Consider the following 19,455-nt stretch of genomic DNA (forward strand, 5'->3'; position numbering starts at 1 on the left):
GCTGGTGGCCGGCCGGGGCGTGCGTGTGACGCACGCGACCGACGGTGTCGTGGCGACGCGGTCCGGCGAAGCGGGGGCGCCCTTTGAGCGTTCCAACAAATGCCCTAGCGTCATGCCGGTGCGAGCGTTCAGACGAATCACTGTCCGTCCCGTCCTGCCCGAGCCGCTGACGGCGCTGTCCGTCCTGGCCGGAAACCTGCGCTGGTCGTGGCACCCGCCCACCCAGGACGTGTTCTCCTCGATCGACCCGGCGCTGTGGCGCGAGGTGTCCGGCGACCCGGTGCGCTTCCTCGGCGCCGTCGGTCGCGAGCGGCTCGACGAGCTGGCCGGCGACGCCGACTTCCGCGCGCGCCTCGACGCCGCCCACGCCGACCTGGAGCGCTACCTCTCCGAGGACCGGTGGTACGCCCGCAAGGCGGGCGCCGACGCCCCGCGCGCGATCGCGTACTTCTCGCCCGAGTTCGGCATCACCTCGGTGCTGCCGCAGTACTCCGGCGGCCTCGGCATCCTCGCCGGCGACCACCTGAAGGCCTCCTCCGACCTCGGCATCCCGCTGATCGGTGTCGGGCTGTTCTACCGCCACGGCTACTTCGAGCAGTCCCTCGACCGCGACGGCTGGCAGCAGGAGAGCTATCCGGTGCTCGACCCCGACGAGCTCCCGCTCTCGCAGCTGCGGGAGGCAGACGGCACCCGCGCCTCGGTGTCGATCGCGCTGCCCGACGGCCCCGACCTCATCGCCCGAATCCTGGTCGCGCAGGTCGGGCGGGTGCCGCTGCTCCTGCTCGACACCGACATCGAGGACAACAGCGCCCACTACCGCGACGTCACCGACCGGCTCTACGGCGGCACCTCCGAGCACCGGCTGCGCCAGGAGCTGCTGCTGGGCGTCGGCGGCGTCCGTGCGCTCCGGGCGTGGTCGCGCATCACCGGCGCCCCGGTCCCGGAGGTCTTCCACACCAACGAGGGGCACGCCGGGTTCCTCGGCATCGAGCGCATCCGCGAGCTCACCGTCGCCGACGACGGACCGCACCTCGACTTCGACACCGCGCTCGAGGTCTCCCGTGCCGGCACCGTGTTCACCACCCACACGCCGGTGCCCGCCGGCATCGACCGCTTCCCGCGCGAGCTCGTCTCGCAGTACTTCGGGGGCAACTCCCCGACGCCGGGCGTGCCGGTCGAGCGCGTGCTGGCGCTGGGCGCCGAGGACTACGAGGGCGGCGACGCCAACGTGTTCAACATGGCGGTGATGGGCTTCCGCCTCGCCCAGCGCGCCAACGGCGTCTCCGAGCTGCACGGGCACGTCTCGCGCGGCATGTTCAACGGGCTCTGGCCGGCGTTCGACGAGGCGGAGGTGCCGATCACCTCCATCACCAACGGCGTCCACGGACCGACGTGGATCGCACGTGAGGTCGTCGAGCTCGCCGCCAGTCGCGGCGCCGACATCGACGGCGACGACACCGACGCCCTGTGGCCGCTGGTCGACCAGGTCGCCGACAGCGAGATCTGGGACCTCAAGCGCCGCCTGCGCACGCGCTTCGTCGACGACGCCCGCGACCGGATGCGTCGCTCGGCGGCCAAGCGGGGCTTCGCCCCCGCCGAGACGACGTGGATCGACACCGCACTCGACCCCGACGTGCTGACGATCGGCTTCGCGCGGCGCGTGCCGACCTACAAGCGGCTCACGCTCATGCTGCGCGACCCCGCGCGCCTGAAGAGGCTGCTGCTCGACCCCGAGCGTCCCGTCCAGCTCGTCATCGCCGGCAAGGCCCACCCGGCCGACGAGACCGGCAAGCGGCTGATCCAGGAGATGGTGCGCTTCGCCGACGACCCCGAGGTCCGCCACCGCATCGCGTTCCTGCCCAACTACGACATCGCGATGGCGCAGCCGCTCTACCCCGGTTGCGACGTGTGGCTCAACAACCCGCTGCGGCCCTACGAGGCCTGCGGCACCTCCGGCATGAAGGCCGCGCTCAACGGCGGGCTCAACCTCTCGATCCTCGACGGCTGGTGGGACGAGTGGTACGACGGCGACAACGGCTGGGCGATCCCGTCGGCCGACGGGATCGTCGACCCCGACCGGCGCGACGACCTCGAGGCCGCCGCGCTCTACGACCTCATCGAGATCGAGGTCGTCCCGCGCTTCTACGAGACCAACGACGAGGGCGTGCCCCCGCGGTGGCTGGAGATGGTGCGCCACACGCTCAAGTCGCTCGGCCCCAAGGTGCTCGCCACCCGCCAGGTGCGCGACTACGTCCGTGAGCTCTACGCCCCGGCCGCGCGCACCGCGCGCACCCTCAACTCCGACTACACCGGCGCCCGCACGCTGTCGCACTGGAAGGCCGAGGTGCGCGCCGCGTGGCCCGGCGTCCGTGTCGAGCACGTCGACTCCGAGGGCGTCGGCGACCAGGCGGTGGTGGGTGCCACGCTCGGCGTGCGCGCCTACGTGGCGCTCGGCTCGCTCTCCCCGGACGACGTCGAGGTCCAGGTCGTGCACGGCCGCACCGGCGCCGACGACGTGCTGACCGCGACCACGGTCACGCCGATGCAGGTGGGGGAGTCCTACGACGGCAACCGCCACCGCTTCGACGCCTCGGTGCCGTTGGCGGTCTCCGGACCGTTCGGCTACACCGTCCGCGTGGTGCCGCGCAACCCGTCGCTGGCCTCGGTGGCCGAGCTGGGCCTGGTGGCCGAGCCCGCCTGAGCGTCGCGCGCGGGGCGGGCGACACCCCGTTGCCACCGCCGGGCGTCGCGACGACGATGGCCCCATGGCCGCGCCGCCGCCCCCGGACCTCTTGGCACCCTTCCTCGCTGCGGCCGACTCGGCGGCCGCTGCCCGGCCCGAGGTCGACGGGGAGCTCGCCCGGGAGCTGATGGCGGAGGCGGCCGGGCGGTTGCACGACAGCCTCGCGCTCGACCACCTCGACGAGCACGACCGCACGATCGCTGTCACGGCGCTCGCCGCCGACCTGGTGGCGTCCGACCCGGGCGCGGCCGTGCGCTCGCGCGCGGCGGGCGTCGAGGGCCACGCCGGCGCCCACGACCCCGACGGGGTGCGCGCGGCCTACCTGGTCGCCGCCCGGGTGCTGGGTCTGTAGGGCCGCGTCGACGGTCAGGCGAAGGTCAGCCAGAGCCCGACGCCGGTGGGGACCAGCCCCAGCAGCAGCCACGGCGACACGATGCGCCGGCCGTGGATCGCCAGGCCGGCCGCGACCGCGAAGGCGCCGAAGATGCCCGCGATGATGGTGAGCCCGATCTTGGAGGAGTCGGGGACGTCGTCGAGCATCACGGCCGCGGCGACGAGGCCGACGACGAGGTGCAGGATCGTGCTGACGGCGAGGGTGGACATCACCCATCGCTGCACGCGGGCGAGGTCGCGGGCGTCCTTCTCGGGATCGGCGACCACCCGGCGCGGCGCGTCGAGGTCGAGGAGGTGGCCGCGGCCCTTCTCGGTACGTCGCGCGGGGACGCTGCCAGCCATCTGAGGTGCCTCTCTCGACGAATCGGTTGTTGCGACAACGATTGCTAGGCTAACAAGGTGTCCACGCCGCGCCCAATCGAGGATCCCCTCGCCCTCGAGCAGCAGGTCTGCTTCGCGCTCGCGGTGGCGTCCCGCACGGTGATCTCGGTCTACCGGCCCGTGCTGGAGCCGATGGGGCTGACCCACCCGCAGTACCTCGTGATGCTGGCGCTGTGGGGCGAGGAGCCGCTGTCGGTGACCGAGCTCAGCCGCCGCCTCGAGCTCGACCCGGGCACGCTGTCGCGGCTGCTCAAGCGGCTGGAGGCGGCCGAGCTGGTCCGCCGCGACCGCAACCCGGCGGACGAGCGCAGCCTCGCGGTGGCGCTGACCGAGAAGGGCCGCGGCCTGCGGGCGCAGGCGCTCGAGGTGCCCGGCACCATCCTGTGCCGGCTCGGGATGGACCTGGCCGATCTGGTGGACCTGCGCGACCGGCTGACCGAGGTCATCGGCGCCGCCAAGGCAGCGACGGAGACCGCGCCGGCCTGACGGGTGCAGACTGCGCACGTGCGATCAAGCGCCCCGTCCCGCCACGGACGAAGGTGGTGGTCATGACGACAGCGGCCGACACCTTCGCGGCCTTCCTCGACGCCCTGGCCGAGACCCTCGACCTCGGTGGCGAGGCGCGGGCCCGCCGGCTCCACCTGTCCCGGTTCCACCTCACCCGGGTGGTGTCGGCGGCCGGTGGGGAGGCACCGGAGCGGATGCGTCGCCGGCTGCTGCTCGAGCGCGCGGCCCACCGCCTGATCACCAGCGACCACCAGGTGGTCGACATCGCGTTCGAGGCCGGCTTCGGCTCCCACGAGGCGTTCACCCGGGCGTTCGCGCGGGAGTACGGCACCCCGCCGAGCCGCTGGCGTCTGCACCCCACCCGCACCCAGATCGAGGGCGCGAGCGGAGTGCACTTCCACCCGCCCGGCAGCCTGCGGCTGCCGACCTCACGAAAGGTGACACCGATGGACCTGGTGACACGCATGATCGAGCACCACATCTGGCTGACCGGCGAGATGATCGAGCGGGCCTCGCGCCTGACCGACGAACAGCTCGACGCCCCGATCGAGGTGCCCATCGGCACCATCGACGACGACATGACCGTCCGGTCGGTGCTCGGCCGCCTGGTCGGCCAGCTGGCCCAGTGGAACGCCGCCGTCGACCAGCGCTCCTACGACTGGGCCCAGGAGCGGGGCAAGTCGCCCCGCGCCCTGCGGCACGAGCTCGCCGAGGAGGGCCCGGCGTTCCTCAGCCAGGTGCGCACGACCGTCGAGGAGGGGCGTCTCGACGACACCTTCGTCGACGTCACCTGCGAGACGCCGCGGGTCTTCACCTACGGCGGGATGATCGCGCACGTGCTGACCTTCGCGGCCGTACGACGCCTCGTCGTGCTCGGCGCGTTGGAGAAGCTGGGGATCACCGACCTCGACGCCGGCGACCCGATGGAGTGGGTGGGCGCACCCGCCTAGCCGTACCTGGCCGGGGTCTCAGGTCTCGCGCAGCACCAGCACCGAGCGGGCCTGGAGCCCGAGCGTCCCGCCCGCCACGACCGGCGTGCCGACCGCCACGTCGGGGTTGGTCGACAGCACCACCTCGCCGTGGTGGACCCACGTGTTGGCGGGCAGGACCAGCTCGACGTCGTCGACCCCGGCGTTGAGCCAGATCATGAACGAGCGGTCCCGCACCTGCTCCCCGCGTGGGCCGGGGGAGCGGAGCGGGGCGCCGTTGAGGAACATCCCGATGGTCCGGATGGAGTCGTCGTTCCAGTCCGCGACGGTCATCTCGCGTCCGCTCGGGTGCACCCAGACGAGGTCCTTCATCCCGCCCTTGATGGTGGGGCGGCCCGCGAACCAGTGCCGCTGGCGCAGCACCGGGTGCTCCCGGCGCAGTCGCAGCGCGGCCTTGGTGATCTCGTAGACGTCGAGCCACGCGTCGTCGGGGCGCCAGTCGATCCACGACGTCTCGTTGTCCTGGCCGTAGGCGTTGTTGTTGCCGTGCTGGGTGCGCCCGCGCTCGTCGCCGGCGGTGAGCATCGGCACGCCACTGGAGAAGCAGAGCGTGGCCATCAGGTTGGCCGCCTGGCGGCGGCGCAGCGCGAGGATGGTGGGGTCGTCGGTCTCGCCCTCGACGCCGCAGTTCCACGACCGGTTGTTGTCGCTGCCGTCGCGGTTGTCCTCCCCGTTGGCCTCGTTGTGCTTGACGTCGTAGGACACCAGGTCGCGCAGCGTGAAGCCGTCGTGGGCGGTGATGAAGTTGACCGACGCGTAGGGGGAGCGGCCGTCGTCTGCGTAGAGGTCGCTCGATCCGGCCAGCCGCGTCGCGACCGTGCGTACGCCGCCGGAGTGGCCGCGCCAGAAGTCGCGCACGGTGTCGCGGAACTGGTCGTTCCACTCGATCCACGGCGGGGGGAACTGTCCGACCCGGTAGCCCTCCATGGAGGCGTCCCACGGCTCCGCGATCAGCTTCACGTGCCGCAGCACGGGGTCCTGGCCGATCGCCGTGAGCAGGTGCGAGCCCATGTCGACCGCCTGGTCGGTGCGTGACAGCGCGCTCATCAGGTCGAACCGGAACCCGTCGACGTGCATCTCGTCGACCCAGTAGCGGAGCGAGTCGAGGATCAGCCGCAGGCTCTGGGTGCGGGTGGCGTCGACGGTGTTGCCGCACCCGGTCACGTCCCAGTAGCGCACCGGCTCCGGCGCCTTGCCCGTCGCGGGCTCGCGCGGCACGACGTGCTGGTAGTAGCCGCGGTCGTCGAGGCCCCGGAAGCTCAGCGTCGGCCCCGACGGGCCCGCCTCGGCGGTGTGGTTGTAGACCACGTCGAGGATGACCTCGAGCCCGGCGGCATGGAGGTCCTTGACCATCTGCTTGAACTCGGCGACCTGCTCGCCGCGGTCGCCCGAGGAGGAGTACGCGTTGTGCGGGGCGAAGAAGCACAGCGAGTTGTAGCCCCAGTAGTTGACCAGCCCACGCGCGGAGAGGGCGGGCTCGGAGAAGAACTGGTGGACCGGCAGCAGCTCGACCGCGGTCACGCCGAGGTCCTTGAGGTAGTCGGTCACCGCGGGGGCGGCGAGGCCGGCATAGGTGCCGCGCAGGTGCTCGGGCACGCGGTCGTGCAGCTCGGTCATGCCCTTGACGTGCAGCTCGTAGATGACCGTGTCGCGCCACCGCCGGTCCGGCGACCGGTCGTCGCCCCAGTCGAAGTCGTCGTGGACCACGACGCTGCGCGGGACGTAGGGCGCCGAGTCGAGGTCGCTGCGCCTCGCCGGCTCGCCCTTGACGTAGCCGAAGATGGCGTCGTCCACGACCAGGTCGCCCGAGACGGCCCTGGCGTAGGGGTCGAGCAGCAGCTTGGCGGGGTTGAACCTCAGCCCGGCGTCGGGGTTCCACGGACCGTCGGCCCGGTAGCCGTAGCGGGTGCCCGGCGCCACGTCGGGCAGGGCGCCGTGCCACACGCCCAGCGAGTGCTCGCTGAGCCGGTGGCGGGTCTCGGAGCCGTCCTCGTCGAACAGGCACACCCACATCGCCGTCGCCTCCGGGGCGTAGACGGCGAAGTTGGTCGACTCAGCGGACCACGTCGCCCCCAGCGGGTGGTTGCGACCCGGCCACACCGACCGGGTCTCGCCGTCGTGGTTCCACACGGGCGTCGTCTCCGGGGGTGGCGTCACGCGGGCCATTGTGGTGCCATCGCCGCGGCACGGCACAATGCGCCACGCACGGGCCGCGCCAACCACTCGACCAGGGAGCCACCATGGAGTTCGTCTCGATCGACGTGACCGACGGGGTCGCGGTGCTGCGGCTGGACCGTCCGAAGATGAACGCGATCAGCAGCCAGGTGCAGGCCGACCTGCGCGAGGCCGCCGCCGAGGTGACCGAGCGCGACGACGTACGGGCCGTGGTGCTGTGGGGCGGCGAGCGGGTCTTCGCGGCCGGCAACGACGTCAAGGAGATGGCGGGCATGACCCACGCCGAGATGGTGAAGCTCTCCGCGTCGGTGAGCTCGGCCACGACGGCCATCGCCCGGATCCCGAAGCCCGTCATCGCCGCCGTCAACGGCTACGCCCTGGGCGGCGGCTGCGAGCTCACCCTCGCCGCAGACCTGCGCTTCGCGGCCGAGGACGCCGTGTTCGGCCAGCCCGAGGTGCTGCTCGGCATCATCCCCGGCGCGGGCGGCACGCAGCGGCTCGCCCGCCTGGTCGGGACGGCCAAGGCGAAGGACATCGTCTTCACCGGCCGCTTCGTCAAGGCCGACGAGGCGCTCCGCATCGGCCTGGTCGACCGGGTGGTCCCGGCCGCGAAGGTGCTGGAGGAGTCGGTGGCCTACGCCGCGCAGTTCCGCGGGGCCGCCGCGCTGGCGATCCGCGCCGCCAAGGAGTGCATCGACCGGGGGAGCGAGGTCGACCTCGAGACGGGGCTGGAGATCGAGCGCCAGCAGTTCGCCGGCATCTTCGCCACCGAGGACCGCACCCGCGGCATGACGTCGTTCGTCGAGAACGGGCCCGGCAAGGCCACGTTCGTGGGCCGCTGAACGACGCCGGCAAGACACGGGAAGACACGGGGAGGCACTGCGCTGTGGTCACCAAGATCCGGGCGACGCTCGCCCAGCTCATCTGGCTGGCGTGCGCGCTCGCGGCACTGCTGCTGGCGGTCGGGGCGCTGCTGATCGCCCTCGAGGCCAACAGGTCCAACGCCCTCGTCGACGTCGTGCTCCGCGCCGCCGACCTCGCCGACCTCGGGGTGTTCTCCCGCCACGACGGGATCAAGGACTTCCGCGGGCGGGGCGCGGAGGTCAAGAACGCGCTGCTCAACTGGGGCCTCGGCGCGGTGGCCTGGCTGGTCGCCGGGCGGATCCTCGAGCGCATCGTCCGACCCTGACGCCGTCGGTGCCACTGTGCGCCACTGTGCGCCACTGTGAGCCACCGCACCCGCACGACCATTCCGATCGGTCATGACCGGCCGGTAGCCTCACCCACACATCCGAGTGCACAGGAGGGGCCGCGAGGCCACACCACCATGAACATTGTTGTCTGTGTGAAGTACGTGCCGGACGCGACGGCCGACCGCAAGTTCGAGGACGACTTCACGGTCGACCGCGTCGGCGTCGACGGGCTGTTGTCCGAGCTGGACGAGTACGCCGTGGAGCAGGCGCTGCAGTTCCGCGAGAAGCGCGAGGGTGAGGAGATCACCGTGACCGCGCTGACCGTGGGGCCGGAGAAGGCCGTGGACGCGGTGCGCAAGGCGCTGCAGATGGGCGCCGACGCCGGTGTCCACGTGGTCGACGACGCGATCGCGGGCTCCGACTACCTCGGCACCTCGCTGGTGCTGGCCAAGGCGATCGAGAAGGTCAAGGCCGACACCGGTGCCGACCTGGTGATCTGCGGGATGGCCTCGACCGACGCCGCGGGGTCCGTGGTGCCGGCGATGCTGGCCGAGCGCCTGGGCCTGCCGCAGGTGACACTGGCCTCGGTGGTGGAGTCGCAGGGCGACCAGGTGCGGATCAAGCGTGACAACGAGGGCTCGACCGAGGTCATCGGCGCGACGCTGCCGATCGTGCTCAGCGTGACCGACCAGTCGGGCGAGGCCCGCTACCCGTCGTTCAAGGGCATCATGGCGGCGAAGAAGAAGCCGCTGGAGACGTGGTCGCTGTCCGACCTCGGGCTCGATGCCGACCAGGTCGGGCTGTCGGTGGCCTACAGCCGGGTCGAGGACACCACCGCGCGTCCGCCGCGCACCGCCGGTGAGATCGTCACCGACGAGGACGGCTCGGGCGCCGGCGCGCTGGTCGACTTCCTCGCGTCCAAGAAGTTCATCTGAGCCGGCTGCCGAGACTGGAGAGAGACACCACATGTCTGAGGTTCTTGTTGTCATCGACCACGCCGCCGGCGAGGTCAAGAAGCCGACCTACGAGCTGCTCACCATCGCGCGCCGCCTCGGCGAGCCGTCCGCGGTGTTCTTCGGCTCGCCCGAGCAGGGCGACGCGGTGGCCGAGAAGGTCAAGAAGTACGGGGCCGCGAAGGTCTACGTGATCGACGACGCCCCGATCAAGGGCTTCCTCGTCGCGCCCAAGGCCGAGGCGCTGCAGCAGCTGGTCGAGAAGAGCAACCCGGCCGCGATCCTGCTGCCCTCGACGTTCGAGAACAAGGAGGTCGCCGCGCGGCTGGCGATCAAGATCGGCTCCGGGCTGATCACCGACGCCGTCGACGTGCAGGAGGGCGGCGTCACGACGCAGAGCGTGTTCGCCGGCAACTTCACCGTCCAGGCGAAGGTCACCACCGGTACGCCGATCATCACGGTCAAGCCCAACTCCGCTGCTCCGGAGGAGGCCGAGGGCGCGGGTGTGGTCGAGGCGTTCGCCGCGACCGTGTCCGACGCCGCCAAGGGTGCGCAGGTCGTGGCCACCCAGCCGCGCCAGTCCACCGGTCGTCCCGAGCTCACCGAGGCCGCGATCGTGGTCTCGGGCGGTCGTGGCACCGGCGGCAACTTCGACCCGATCGAGGGCTTCGCCGACTCGCTCGGTGCCGCGGTGGGCGCCTCGCGTGCCGCGGTCGACTCGGGCTGGATGCCGCACGCGTTCCAGGTCGGCCAGACCGGCAAGACCGTCTCGCCGCAGCTCTACGTGGCCAACGGCATCTCCGGTGCGATCCAGCACCGCGCCGGCATGCAGACCTCGAAGACCATCGTCGCGGTCAACAAGGACCCGGAGGCCCCGATCTTCGAGCTCGTCGACTTCGGTGTCGTCGGAGACCTCCACACGGTGCTGCCCGCCGCCACCGAGAAGATCGCCGAGCGCAAGGGCTGAGCGACCCGCACGCCCGACCGTGCACAGCGACCCGGCAGGACTCCTGCCGGGTCGCTGCGCGTCCGGGCCACGACCCCGCCGTCGTGATGCGAGACGCCGTCCGCGGGCCGGCCGGCTCGGCCTACCCTCGTGCGCATGAGCAGCGAGGACGACGTCAGGCAGGCGGCCCAGCGCGCCCGGACCGCGAGCCACGACCTGGCCACGGCGACACGGGCGACCAAGGATGCCGCGCTGCGGGCGATGGCCGACGCCCTCGTGTCGTCCAGCCCGGAGATCCTGGCCGCCAACGCCGAGGACGTCGCCCGGGCCGACGCGGCCGGCACGCCCGCCCACATCGTCGACCGGCTCCGGCTCGACGACTCCCGCCTCGAGGCGATGGCGCAGGGCCTGCGCGACGTGGCCGCGCTGCCCGACCCCGTCGGCGAGGTGCTGCGCGGCAGCACGCTCGCCAACGGCCTGGAGCTGCGTCAGGTGCGGGTGCCGTTCGGGGTCGTCGGGATGATCTACGAGGCGCGTCCCAACGTCACGGCCGACGCGGCCGGGATCTGCCTCAAGGCCGGCAACGCGGTGCTGCTGCGGGGCTCGTCGAGCGCCCGGTCGAGCAACGGCGCCATCGTCGCCGCGATGCGCGGTGCGCTGGCCGGCAGCGGCCTGCCGGAGGACGCCGTGCAGCTCGTGCCGGGGGAGTCGCACGACAGCGTCAAGGCGTTGATGCGGGCGCGCGGCCTCGTCGACGTGCTCATCCCGCGCGGCGGTGCCGGGCTGATCCGCAGCGTCGTCGAGGAGTCGACCGTGCCCGTCATCGAGACGGGGGTGGGCAACTGCCACGTCTACGTCGACGCCTCGGCCGACCTCGAGCAGGCGCTCGCGATCGTGCTCAACTCCAAGACCCACCGCACGAGCGTGTGCAACGCGGCCGAGTCGCTCCTCGTGCACGAGGACGTCGCCGACGAGTTCCTGCCGACCGTCGTCGAGGCGTTGCAGGACGCCGGGGTGCTGATCCACGGCGACCGCTCGTTCGCGGAGTACGACGACGTGGTCCCGGTGACCGACGAGGACCACGCCGCCGAGTTCTTGGGCCCGGAGATCTCCGCAGCCGTCGTCACCGACGTCGAGGGCGCGATCGCGCACATCCGCCGCTGGTCCTCGGGCCACACCGAGGCGATCGTCGCGCGCGACCAGGCCACGATCCGCCGCTTCGTCGCCGCCGTCGACTCCGCCGCGGTGATCGTCAACGCGTCCACCCGGTTCACCGACGGCGGTGAGTTCGGCTTCGGGGCCGAGATCGGCATCTCCACCCAGAAGCTCCACGCACGCGGCCCGATGGGGCTCCCGGAGATGACGTCGAGCAAGTACGTCGTGGTCGGCGAGGGCCACGTCCGGTGATGCCGGTAGGGTGAGCCCATGCTGAGCACCGTCATCCCGCTTGCCGCCGAGACCGGCGAGCACTCGCCCGCGATCCACCCCTACGCCGTGGGGGCCATCGCCCTGGGCCTGCTGCTCGTCCTGCTGTTCGCCGTGGTCTCCTTCGGTGGCGGTCGCGAGCACAGCTGAGCCCGTGGCCGGTCCGGTGGGGCAGCGTCGCGTCGGGGTGATGGGTGGGACCTTCGACCCCATCCACCACGGCCACCTGGTCGCGGCGTCCGAGGTGCAGGCCTGGTTCGACCTCGACGAGGTCGTCTTCGTGCCCACCGGCGACCCGTGGCAGAAGAGCGACCGGGAGGTCGCGGGCGCCGAGCACCGCTACCTGATGACCGTGGTGGCCACGGCCGCCAACCCGCGCTTCAACGTCTCCCGCGTCGACATCGACCGCGCGGGCAAGACCTACACGATCGACACGCTGCGCGACCTCAAGGCGGAGATGCCCGACGCCGAGCTGTTCTTCATCACCGGTGCCGACGCGCTCGCCGACATCTTCACCTGGCGCGACGCCGACGAGCTCTTCGCGCTCGCCAACTTCGTGGGCTGCACCCGGCCCGGCTACGAGATGGACCCCAGCGCGCTGGCCAAGATCCCGGCCGACCGGGTGACCATGGTCGAGATCCCGGCGTTGGCGATCTCCTCGACCGACTGCCGCGAGCGCAAGCGTCGCGGCGAGCCCGTGTGGTACCTCGTGCCGGACGGTGTGGTGCAGTACATCGCCAAGCACGGCCTCTACACCGACGGCGCGTCGGCTCCCGGCCGCTCCGGCCCCGGGGCCGCCCGCGTCACCAGCAGCACTCCCAGCAGCACTCCCCGCAGCACTCCCCGCAGCACCTCCAGCAGCACCTCCAGCAGCAAGGACACGGCATGACTGCCACCGACCACGCCCTCGACCTCGTCGCCGTCGCGGCCCAGGCCGCCCACGACAAGAAGGCCGACCAGGTCCTGGCGTTCGACGTCAGCGACCAGCTCGCGATCACCGACGCCTTCGTGCTGGCCAGCGCCAGCAACGAGCGCGCGGTCGGCGCCATCGTCGACGAGGTGGAGGACAAGCTCCGCGAGGTGGGCGCCAAGCCGATCCGGCGCGAGGGCCACAAGGAGGGGCGGTGGGTGCTGCTCGACTACGGCGAGATCGTCGTGCACGTGCAGCACGAGGAGGAGCGCACCTTCTACGCCCTCGAGCGCCTGTGGAGCGACTGCCCGCTCATCCCGCTGACCTTGACGTGAGACGCCTCGTCCTGCTCCGCCACGGCCGCACGGAGTGGAACGACACCGGGCGCGCGCAGGGCCACGCCGACGTCCCCCTCGACGAGGTCGGTGAGGCGCAGGCCAAGGCGGTCGCACCCGTCCTGGCCGCGCTGCGGCCCGTCGCGGTGTGGTCCTCCGACCTGGCCCGGGCGGCCGCGACGGCGGCCGTCGTGGCCGCGGAGGCCGGGCTGGAGCCCGTGCTGGACCCGCGGCTGCGCGAGTACGACGTCGGGCGCAACCGCGTCGGGCTCACCGACGAGCAGTACGCCGGCGCCCACCCCGACGAGCACGCCGCCCTGCTGGCCGGCGACATCGCGGCGATCCCGGGCCGGGAGACCCGCGCCGACGTGGTGGCGCGGCTCCTGCCGGCGCTGACGTCGTACGCCGACGGGCTGGGGGAGGGCGAGACCGGCATCGTCGTCTCGCACGGGGCCGCCCTGCGCACCGCGGTCCCTGCCTTCCTCGGCTGGGGCGACGACGCCGGGGACGGTCTGGGCGTGCTGGCCAACTGCGGGTGGGTCGAGCTCACCCACTCGGCCTCCGCGTGGACCGGTGGCGCCGTGCGCTGGCGGCTCACGGCGTGGAACCGGGTCGTGGCGTGAGCGAGCGGGCCCGCGAGGTCGACGTCACCCTGAGCCGCCAGCTGGCGCGGGTGATGGACGACGCGGTGACGGTGCCCGGGACGCGCATCGGCGTCGGTCTCGACGCCCTCGTCGGGCTCGTGCCGGGCATCGGCGACGCCGTCGGCAGCGCCCTGTCGGGGATCATCGTCCGCGACGCCATCCGTGCCCGGGTGCCGATGCCGGTGCTGGCGTGGATGGGCCTCAACCTCCTCGTCGACGCGCTGCTGGGCCTCGTCCCGGGGGTCGGCGACCTGCTCGACGTCGCCCACCGGGCCAACCGCAAGAACGTGCGCCTGCTGATGCGCGAGATCGAGCGCCAGCCGCTGCGCGAGCCCCCGAGCACGGCGTACGTCGTCGGCGCCGTGGCGCTGATGCTGGTGCCGGTCGTCGCCGGTGTGGTGGCGACGGTGCTCGGGATCTGGTTCCTCTGGCGCTGGCTGACCTGAGCAGGACCCCCCGGATTTCACCTGCCGTCGGGCGTCGGCTAGTGTTCTCGGCTGTTGGGGCTGTGGCGCAGCTGGTAGCGCATCTGCATGGCATGCAGAGGGTCAGGGGTTCGAGTCCCCTCAGCTCCACCAGGAGGAGATGGACACGAGAGGCCGGGCCTGAGGGCCCGGCCTCTCGTTCTTTCGGGGGGTGCCGCGCCGATCGCGGTGGCGCGCGGCGCGCCGCCGCCACGCGCGGGCGGGCGGCTTACCGTGGATGGCATGGCCACCGACCCGACCGCACAGCCCGACGTCGCCGCTGCTCCGCCCGACCGGCGGCGGTGGTACGGACTGGTCGTCATCAGCCTCGGCGTCTCGCTGATCATCGTCGACTCGACGATCGTCAACGTCGCCGTGCCGTCCATCATCGACGACCTCGGCATCACCTCCACGCAGGCGCAGTGGGTGCAGGAGGTCTACACGCTGGTCTTCGCGGCACTGCTGCTCGTCTTCGGCCGCCTGTCCGACCAGTGGGGACGACGACGCCTGTTCGCCATCGGCGCGCTGGTCTTCGGGCTCTCGAGCATCCTGGCCGCCACCGCCGAGAGCGGCGCCTGGCTGATCGGCGCCCGCGCGCTGCAGGGCCTCGGTGGCGCGATGATGCTGCCCACCTCCCTGTCGCTGCTCAACGCCACCTTCCGTGGCCGTGAGCGCGGGATCGCGTTCGGCGTGTGGGGCGCGACGATCGGCGGCACGGCCGCCCTCGGCCCGCTCCTGGGCGGGTGGCTCACCACCGACTTCTCCTGGCGGTGGGCGTTCGGGCTCAACGTGCCGTTCACGATCGTCGTCATCACCGGCCTCTACCTCCTGGTCAGCGAGTCGCGCGAGCCCAGCACGAAGAAGGGCCTGGACTGGGTCGGTGCGCTCCTCGCCACGCTCGGCTTCGGCGCGGTGGTGTTCGCCCTCATCGAGGGGCGCACCTACGGCTGGCTGCGCACCGACGAGACGCTGACCCTCTTCGGCCGCCGCTGGCCGTGGGAGGTCTCGCCGATCCCCCTCTCGTTCGTCATCGGCCTCGCCCTGCTGGGGATGTTCGTCGCGGTCCAGCGGCGGCGCAACGCGGCCGGACGGGTCGCGATGCTCGACCTGTCGCTGTTCGGCATCACCTCGTTCCGCAACGGCAACATCGCCGCGTTGATCGTCAGCCTGGGCGAGTTCGGGCTGCTGTTCGCGCTGCCGCTGTGGTTCCAGAACGTGCTGGGCTACACGGCGTTCCAGACCGGACTCGTGCTCCTCGCGCTCGCCGTCGGCAGCTTCGCGGCGAGCGGGATGACGACGGTGATCGGACGCAACCACTCGCCGGTCTTCATCGTGCGCCTCGGCATCTCGCTGGAGATCACGGGCATCGCGGGCATCGCGCTGCTGCTGCGCACCGACTCGCCGTGGTGGGTCACGGCTCCGCTGCTGTTCGTCTACGGCGTCGGCGTCGGCTTCGCCACGGCCCAGCTCACCGGCGTCGTGCTGGTCGACGTCCCGGTCGAGCTCAGCGGCCAGGGATCCGGCACGCAGAGCACCGCCAGGCAGGTGGGGTCGGCATTCGGCATCGCGATCCTGGGCACCATCCTCTTCACCGTGCTGGGCGCCCGGCTCGACGCGCACCTCGCCGACCAGGACGTGCCCGACCAGGAACGCACCCGCATCGTCGAGGCGGTCAAGGGCAGCGCCGGCGCCGCGATCCCGGAGCTGGGCAAGAACCCGGCCACCGCGTCGGCGGCGCAGGACGCGCGCGAGGCGTTCACCGACGCGACCCGCATCTCCGCGGCCGCCGCGGCCATGTTCTTGATCCTGGGCCTGCTCGCCAGCCTGTCGCTGGGCCGGTCGCGACCGGAGCAGCCAGCGACTCCGGAGCACCGGTCCGCCGAGTCGGCGAACTGAAACACCCGGTGGCACGATGGGCCCATGACCGCGACCGACGTTCCGCACGGCACCACCCCCGCCGTCTCCGAGCGCACCCGGGCCCACATCGAGGCCACCGAGCGCTACGCCGCGCACAACTACCACCCGCTGCCCGTCGTCCTCGCCGAGGGTGAGGGCGCCTGGGTCGTCGACGTCGACGGCAACCGCTACCTCGACTGCCTCGCGGGCTACTCCGCGCTCAACTTCGGTCACTCCAACGAGCGCCTCGTCGCGGTCGCGCGCGAGCAGCTCGGCCGGCTGACCCTGACCAGCCGCGCGTTCTTCAACGACAAGCTCGGCGGGTTCGCCGAGGCGCTGTGCCGGCTGACCGGCAAGGACATGGTCCTGCCGATGAACTCCGGGGCCGAGGCCGTCGAGACCGCGATCAAGGTCAGCCGCAAGTGGGGCTACGAGGTCAAGGGCGTGCCGGCCGGGCAGGCCACCATCATCACGATGGAGGGCAACTTCCACGGCCGCACCACCACGATCGTCAGCTTCTCCGACGACGACGTCGCGACCTCGGGGTACGCGCCGTTCACCACCGGTTTCCGCGGCGTGAAGTACGGCGACATCGAGGCGGTGGCGTCGGCCATCGACGAGACGACGGTCGCCGTCCTCTTCGAGCCCATCCAGGGCGAGGGCGGCGTCGTGATGCCGCCCGAGGGCTTCCTGCGCGACCTCCGCGCGCTCTGCACCGAGCGCAACGTGCTGATGGTCGCCGACGAGATCCAGTCGGGCCTGGCCCGCTCCGGGCGCACCTTCGCCTGCGACCACGAGGACGTCGTGCCCGACATCTACGTGATGGGCAAGGCACTCGGCGGCGGCCTCTACCCGGTCTCCGCGATCGCGGCCGACCACGAGGTCATGGACGTCATCACGCCCGGCTCCCACGGCTCGACGTTCGGCGGCAACCCGCTGGCCGCCGCCATCGGCACCGAGGTCGTCGCGATGCTCGAGGAGGGCACGTTCCAGAGGCGCTCGACCGAGATCGGCGAGCTGCTCGAGGCGGGCTTCTCGCCGCTGGTCGGTCGGGGTCTGTCCGAGGTCCGGGTCCGCGGTGCCTGGGCCGGCATCGACATCGACCCGACGCTCATGACGGGCCGGCAGATGTCCGAGGCGCTGATGGCGCGCGGCATCCTGGCCAAGGACACCCACGGCTCGACCGTCCGCTTCGCCCCGCCGCTCGTCGCCAGCGACGAGGACGTCGCGGTGCTCGTCGCCGCCGTCACCGAGGTCCTCACCGCCTGACGACCCGCCAAATGGCTGGACGGTGCTCCTAGCCTGTCGGGCATGGAGGCACGCTTCGACCACCTCGTCATCGCCGTCGCCGACCTCGACGAGGCGGCGCAGCGGTGGCGCGCGGCCGGCATCCGCGCCGAGCGCGGGGGAGCCCACCCGGGCGGCACGGAGAACCTGCTTGTCCGCGGCCCACGACCGGCCTACGTCGAGCTGGTGGCACCGGGGAGGCACGCGACCGGCCCGTGGCTCGACCGGCTCCGTGCGAGCCGTGGACCGATCGCGTGGGCGATCGCGGTCGACGACCTCGACGACGCGCGACGGGCACTGCTCGCCGCGGGCTTCGCGCCCGATCCGCCGATGCCCGGCTCGCGCCGCACCCCCGACGGGGAGCTCATCGAGTGGCGCGTGTGCGAGGTCGACGGAGGGTCGGACGAGGGCTTCCTGCCGTTCCTCATCGAGTGGACGTCGCCGATGGGCCCGGGGCCGGGCGACGGGCCGGTCGTGGAGCACCTTCAGCTGACCCCGCCCGACCCGGACCGGCTCGCCGACCTGCTGCTGGCCCTGGGCCTCCACGCCGACCGCCACTTCCCGCGCCGGGTCTTCCTCGAGCCCGGCGGCACCCACATTTCCCTGCTGCCGCTCGGGCGCCCGGAGCGGAGCGAGGGCGTCGTGTGGGCGATCGTGGGGACGGACGACGGGCGGGGGGAGCTCGCCGAGCTGTCCCTCGCGCTGCCCGTCGAGGCGTCCACCCGCCTCACCCTGGACGGCGTCGTGGTCACCACCCGCCCCGATCGTCGGCGGTTCGCCGCCGCCGCGCTGCTCCCGGCGGTCGACGAGGTGTTCGCGCGGCTGCGCGGCGACCTCGCCGACTGGCCGGACCCGCACCCGCAGGGTGCCCCCGCGGACGAGGAGGAGTACTCGCGCTGCCTCGACCCGGGGAAGTACCGGCTGCTCGCCGTGCGTGCGGACGCGTGGGTGGAGGCCATCGTGTCGGCCGGGCTCGGCGTCGCCGAGCAGGTCGACCCGCGGTCGGTGCGGTGGGGCGCGCCGGTGCTCGAGTCCAGCCGGGTCACCGTGGTCCGCGGACGAGCGGGCACGCAACCGGTCGTCGTGGGCGTCGCGCCGTCGCCGGGCGCCACCGAGGCGTTCGTCGCCATCGGGGTCGGGGACCCCGCGGAGGTCCTGGTGAGCCAGCCCGACTGCGGCTGCGACGCGTGCGACACCGGGTCCGCCGACCTCCTCGAGAGGGTCGACGACGCGTTCGTGCTGGCCCTGTCCGGCGGCGTCTACGCGGTCCGCGACGGCGAGCGGGTCGTGCGCCGCTCGCTCGACGGCTGGGGGAGCTCCGGGGTCGACGACGGCGAGCGGTGGCTCGCCGACGCCGCGCAGGGACGGCGCAGGGACGGCGTCGTCGCGGGCGCGGCCTGGCTCTGACGCGCCCGACCCCGGCCGGGGCCGGCTCGGGCCGGGCTCAGGCGATCGTGAGGCCGCCGTCCACCGGGATCATCTGCCCGGTGACGTAGCCGGCGGCGTCGGAGGCCAGCCACATGGCGGTCGCGGCGAGCTCGTGCGGGCGGCCGGTGCGTCCGGCGGGCACGCGCTGCAGGGCGAGGTCGAGGTAGCCCTCGGGGTAGGTGTCGGTCATCTCGGAGGCGAAGAAGCCCGGCGCGAGCGCGTTGACCCGGATCCCCTTGCGGCCCGTCCACTGCTGGGCGAGGTCCCGGGTGAGTCCGCCGAGCCCGGCCTTGGACGCGGAGTAGGCCGCCTGCGGGAGGGCGCCGGTGGTGATGCCGAGGACGGAGGAGATGTTGATGATGCTCGATCCGGGCTGCATCACCCGGCCGCACGCCTGTGCCATCCAGTAGCAGCCGTTGAGGTTGACGTCGATCACCGAGCGGAACTGCTCGGGCGTCTCGCGCGTGGCCGGCACCGCGGTGCCGACGCCGGCGTTGTTGATGAGCACGTCGACCCGGCCGAACGTCGCCATCGTCTCGTCGACGAGGTGCTGGCACTGCTCGGGGTCGGCGACGTCGGTCACGACGGTCTGCACGCGGCGGCCGGTCGAGCGCACGGAGTCGGCGACCCGCTCGAGCCGGTCGGCGCGGCGGGCTCCGAGCACCAGGTCGGCCCCGCCCTCGGCGAAGCAGTGGGCGAACGCCACGCCCAGCCCGCTCGACGCGCCGGTGACGATGACGACCTTGTCGTCGAGACGGAAGAGGTCCATGACGGTCATGTCGAGAC

At 72.5% G+C, this 19,455-nt stretch carries 20 protein-coding genes and 1 tRNA gene; 18 read left to right on the forward strand and 3 right to left on the reverse strand.

Features of this window, described 5'->3' with window-relative positions; all coding sequences use genetic code 11:
* The first annotated feature begins 118 nt into the window (after positions 1–118).
* Positions 119–2,701: an alpha-glucan family phosphorylase gene (gene glgP, locus AC54T2_RS11115; RefSeq protein WP_496666178.1), complete on the forward strand. Its 2,583-nt coding sequence runs from the start codon at positions 119–121 to the stop codon at positions 2,699–2,701.
* A 64-nt stretch (positions 2,702–2,765) separates the two neighbouring features.
* Complete coding sequence (locus AC54T2_RS11120) at positions 2,766–3,095, forward strand: hypothetical protein (protein ID WP_496666179.1); 330 nt, start codon at positions 2,766–2,768, stop codon at positions 3,093–3,095.
* A gap of 14 nt (positions 3,096–3,109) precedes the next feature.
* Here the strand turns inward: AC54T2_RS11120 and AC54T2_RS11125 are convergent, their stop codons facing one another.
* Positions 3,110–3,478 carry a hypothetical protein gene (locus AC54T2_RS11125; protein ID WP_186341679.1) on the reverse strand — a complete coding sequence of 123 codons (369 nt, stop codon included), beginning with the start codon at positions 3,476–3,478 and terminating at the stop codon, positions 3,110–3,112.
* Between the two features lie 57 nt (positions 3,479–3,535).
* Between AC54T2_RS11125 and AC54T2_RS11130 the strand changes: the two genes are divergently transcribed.
* Entirely contained in the window at positions 3,536–4,003 is a 468-nt protein-coding gene (locus tag AC54T2_RS11130; protein WP_241005368.1) for a MarR family winged helix-turn-helix transcriptional regulator, read from the forward strand.
* A 62-nt stretch (positions 4,004–4,065) separates the two neighbouring features.
* Complete coding sequence (locus AC54T2_RS11135; protein WP_496666180.1) at positions 4,066–4,974, forward strand: helix-turn-helix domain-containing protein; 909 nt, start codon at positions 4,066–4,068, stop codon at positions 4,972–4,974.
* Positions 4,975–4,992: 18 nt separating this feature from the next.
* On the opposite strand, the gene glgX is transcribed toward AC54T2_RS11135, so the two are convergent.
* The gene (gene glgX / locus AC54T2_RS11140; RefSeq protein WP_496666181.1) at positions 4,993–7,170 is read right to left on the reverse strand and encodes a glycogen debranching protein GlgX; all 2,178 of its coding nucleotides are present in this window, start codon (positions 7,168–7,170) and stop codon (positions 4,993–4,995) included.
* An 83-nt stretch (positions 7,171–7,253) separates the two neighbouring features.
* On the opposite strand from glgX, the gene AC54T2_RS11145 reads away from it, so the two are divergent.
* The 14 genes from AC54T2_RS11145 (at position 7,254) to AC54T2_RS11210 (ending at position 18,648) form a co-directional block, all read left to right on the forward strand.
* On the forward strand, positions 7,254–8,030 hold the full coding sequence (locus tag AC54T2_RS11145) for an enoyl-CoA hydratase/isomerase family protein (RefSeq protein ID WP_186341682.1): 777 nt from the start codon (positions 7,254–7,256) through the stop codon (positions 8,028–8,030).
* Positions 8,031–8,074: 44 nt separating this feature from the next.
* Complete coding sequence (locus AC54T2_RS11150; RefSeq protein ID WP_186341683.1) at positions 8,075–8,377, forward strand: hypothetical protein; 303 nt, start codon at positions 8,075–8,077, stop codon at positions 8,375–8,377.
* A gap of 156 nt (positions 8,378–8,533) precedes the next feature.
* Positions 8,534–9,316 carry an electron transfer flavoprotein subunit beta/FixA family protein gene (locus AC54T2_RS11155; protein WP_241005370.1) on the forward strand — a complete coding sequence of 261 codons (783 nt, stop codon included), beginning with the start codon at positions 8,534–8,536 and terminating at the stop codon, positions 9,314–9,316.
* Between the two features lie 31 nt (positions 9,317–9,347).
* Positions 9,348–10,301 carry an electron transfer flavoprotein subunit alpha/FixB family protein gene (locus tag AC54T2_RS11160; RefSeq protein ID WP_186341685.1) on the forward strand — a complete coding sequence of 318 codons (954 nt, stop codon included), beginning with the start codon at positions 9,348–9,350 and terminating at the stop codon, positions 10,299–10,301.
* A gap of 135 nt (positions 10,302–10,436) precedes the next feature.
* Entirely contained in the window at positions 10,437–11,687 is a 1,251-nt protein-coding gene (locus AC54T2_RS11165) for a glutamate-5-semialdehyde dehydrogenase (RefSeq protein ID WP_186341686.1), read from the forward strand.
* Between the two features lie 18 nt (positions 11,688–11,705).
* On the forward strand, positions 11,706–11,855 hold the full coding sequence (locus AC54T2_RS11170; RefSeq protein ID WP_206054541.1) for a hypothetical protein: 150 nt from the start codon (positions 11,706–11,708) through the stop codon (positions 11,853–11,855).
* Between the two features lie 16 nt (positions 11,856–11,871).
* Positions 11,872–12,594 carry a nicotinate-nucleotide adenylyltransferase gene (gene nadD, locus AC54T2_RS11175; RefSeq protein WP_496666265.1) on the forward strand — a complete coding sequence of 241 codons (723 nt, stop codon included), beginning with the start codon at positions 11,872–11,874 and terminating at the stop codon, positions 12,592–12,594.
* Positions 12,591–12,950: a ribosome silencing factor gene (rsfS, locus tag AC54T2_RS11180; protein WP_186341688.1), complete on the forward strand. Its 360-nt coding sequence runs from the start codon at positions 12,591–12,593 to the stop codon at positions 12,948–12,950. The genes nadD and rsfS overlap by 4 nt, the downstream gene beginning before the upstream one ends.
* The gene (locus AC54T2_RS11185; RefSeq protein WP_186341689.1) at positions 12,947–13,573 is read left to right on the forward strand and encodes a histidine phosphatase family protein; all 627 of its coding nucleotides are present in this window, start codon (positions 12,947–12,949) and stop codon (positions 13,571–13,573) included. The genes rsfS and AC54T2_RS11185 overlap by 4 nt, the downstream gene beginning before the upstream one ends.
* Positions 13,570–14,040, forward strand: a complete 471-nt coding sequence (locus tag AC54T2_RS11190) for a DUF4112 domain-containing protein (RefSeq protein WP_206054543.1) — start codon at positions 13,570–13,572, stop codon at positions 14,038–14,040. The genes AC54T2_RS11185 and AC54T2_RS11190 overlap by 4 nt, the downstream gene beginning before the upstream one ends.
* Before the next feature lie 56 nt (positions 14,041–14,096).
* Positions 14,097–14,172, forward strand: a tRNA-Ala gene (locus AC54T2_RS11195).
* A 129-nt stretch (positions 14,173–14,301) separates the two neighbouring features.
* A complete protein-coding gene (locus tag AC54T2_RS11200; RefSeq protein WP_186341690.1) occupies positions 14,302–15,954 on the forward strand; it encodes an MFS transporter in 1,653 nt (550 codons plus the stop codon).
* 24 nt (positions 15,955–15,978) lie between these two features.
* Positions 15,979–17,223 carry an ornithine--oxo-acid transaminase gene (gene rocD, locus AC54T2_RS11205; RefSeq protein ID WP_186341691.1) on the forward strand — a complete coding sequence of 415 codons (1,245 nt, stop codon included), beginning with the start codon at positions 15,979–15,981 and terminating at the stop codon, positions 17,221–17,223.
* A 42-nt stretch (positions 17,224–17,265) separates the two neighbouring features.
* Complete coding sequence (locus AC54T2_RS11210) at positions 17,266–18,648, forward strand: DUF6226 family protein (protein WP_186341692.1); 1,383 nt, start codon at positions 17,266–17,268, stop codon at positions 18,646–18,648.
* Between the two features lie 37 nt (positions 18,649–18,685).
* On the opposite strand, the gene AC54T2_RS11215 is transcribed toward AC54T2_RS11210, so the two are convergent.
* Positions 18,686–19,447, reverse strand: a complete 762-nt coding sequence (locus AC54T2_RS11215; protein WP_186341693.1) for an SDR family NAD(P)-dependent oxidoreductase — start codon at positions 19,445–19,447, stop codon at positions 18,686–18,688.
* Between the last annotated feature and the right edge of the window lie 8 nt (positions 19,448–19,455).

It is taken from the genome of Nocardioides sp. Z35_8 (assembly GCF_059621125.1).

Excerpts from the sequence above, each read along its gene's own strand:
- AC54T2_RS11120 (WP_496666179.1), top strand. The coding sequence starts at position 2,766 with ATGGCCGCGCCGCCGCCCCCGGACCTCTTGGCACCCTTCCTCGCTGCG.
- AC54T2_RS11125 (WP_186341679.1), bottom strand. The coding sequence starts at position 3,478 with ATGGCTGGCAGCGTCCCCGCGCGACGTACCGAGAAGGGCCGCGGCCAC.
- AC54T2_RS11135 (WP_496666180.1), top strand. The coding sequence starts at position 4,066 with ATGACGACAGCGGCCGACACCTTCGCGGCCTTCCTCGACGCCCTGGCC.
- AC54T2_RS11145 (WP_186341682.1), top strand. The coding sequence starts at position 7,254 with ATGGAGTTCGTCTCGATCGACGTGACCGACGGGGTCGCGGTGCTGCGG.
- AC54T2_RS11160 (WP_186341685.1), top strand. The coding sequence starts at position 9,348 with ATGTCTGAGGTTCTTGTTGTCATCGACCACGCCGCCGGCGAGGTCAAG.
- AC54T2_RS11165 (WP_186341686.1), top strand. The coding sequence starts at position 10,437 with ATGAGCAGCGAGGACGACGTCAGGCAGGCGGCCCAGCGCGCCCGGACC.
- AC54T2_RS11170 (WP_206054541.1), top strand. The coding sequence starts at position 11,706 with ATGCTGAGCACCGTCATCCCGCTTGCCGCCGAGACCGGCGAGCACTCG.
- rsfS (WP_186341688.1), top strand. The coding sequence starts at position 12,591 with ATGACTGCCACCGACCACGCCCTCGACCTCGTCGCCGTCGCGGCCCAG.
- AC54T2_RS11200 (WP_186341690.1), top strand. The coding sequence starts at position 14,302 with ATGGCCACCGACCCGACCGCACAGCCCGACGTCGCCGCTGCTCCGCCC.
- rocD (WP_186341691.1), top strand. The coding sequence starts at position 15,979 with ATGACCGCGACCGACGTTCCGCACGGCACCACCCCCGCCGTCTCCGAG.
- AC54T2_RS11210 (WP_186341692.1), top strand. The coding sequence starts at position 17,266 with ATGGAGGCACGCTTCGACCACCTCGTCATCGCCGTCGCCGACCTCGAC.
- AC54T2_RS11215 (WP_186341693.1), bottom strand. The coding sequence starts at position 19,447 with ATGACCGTCATGGACCTCTTCCGTCTCGACGACAAGGTCGTCATCGTC.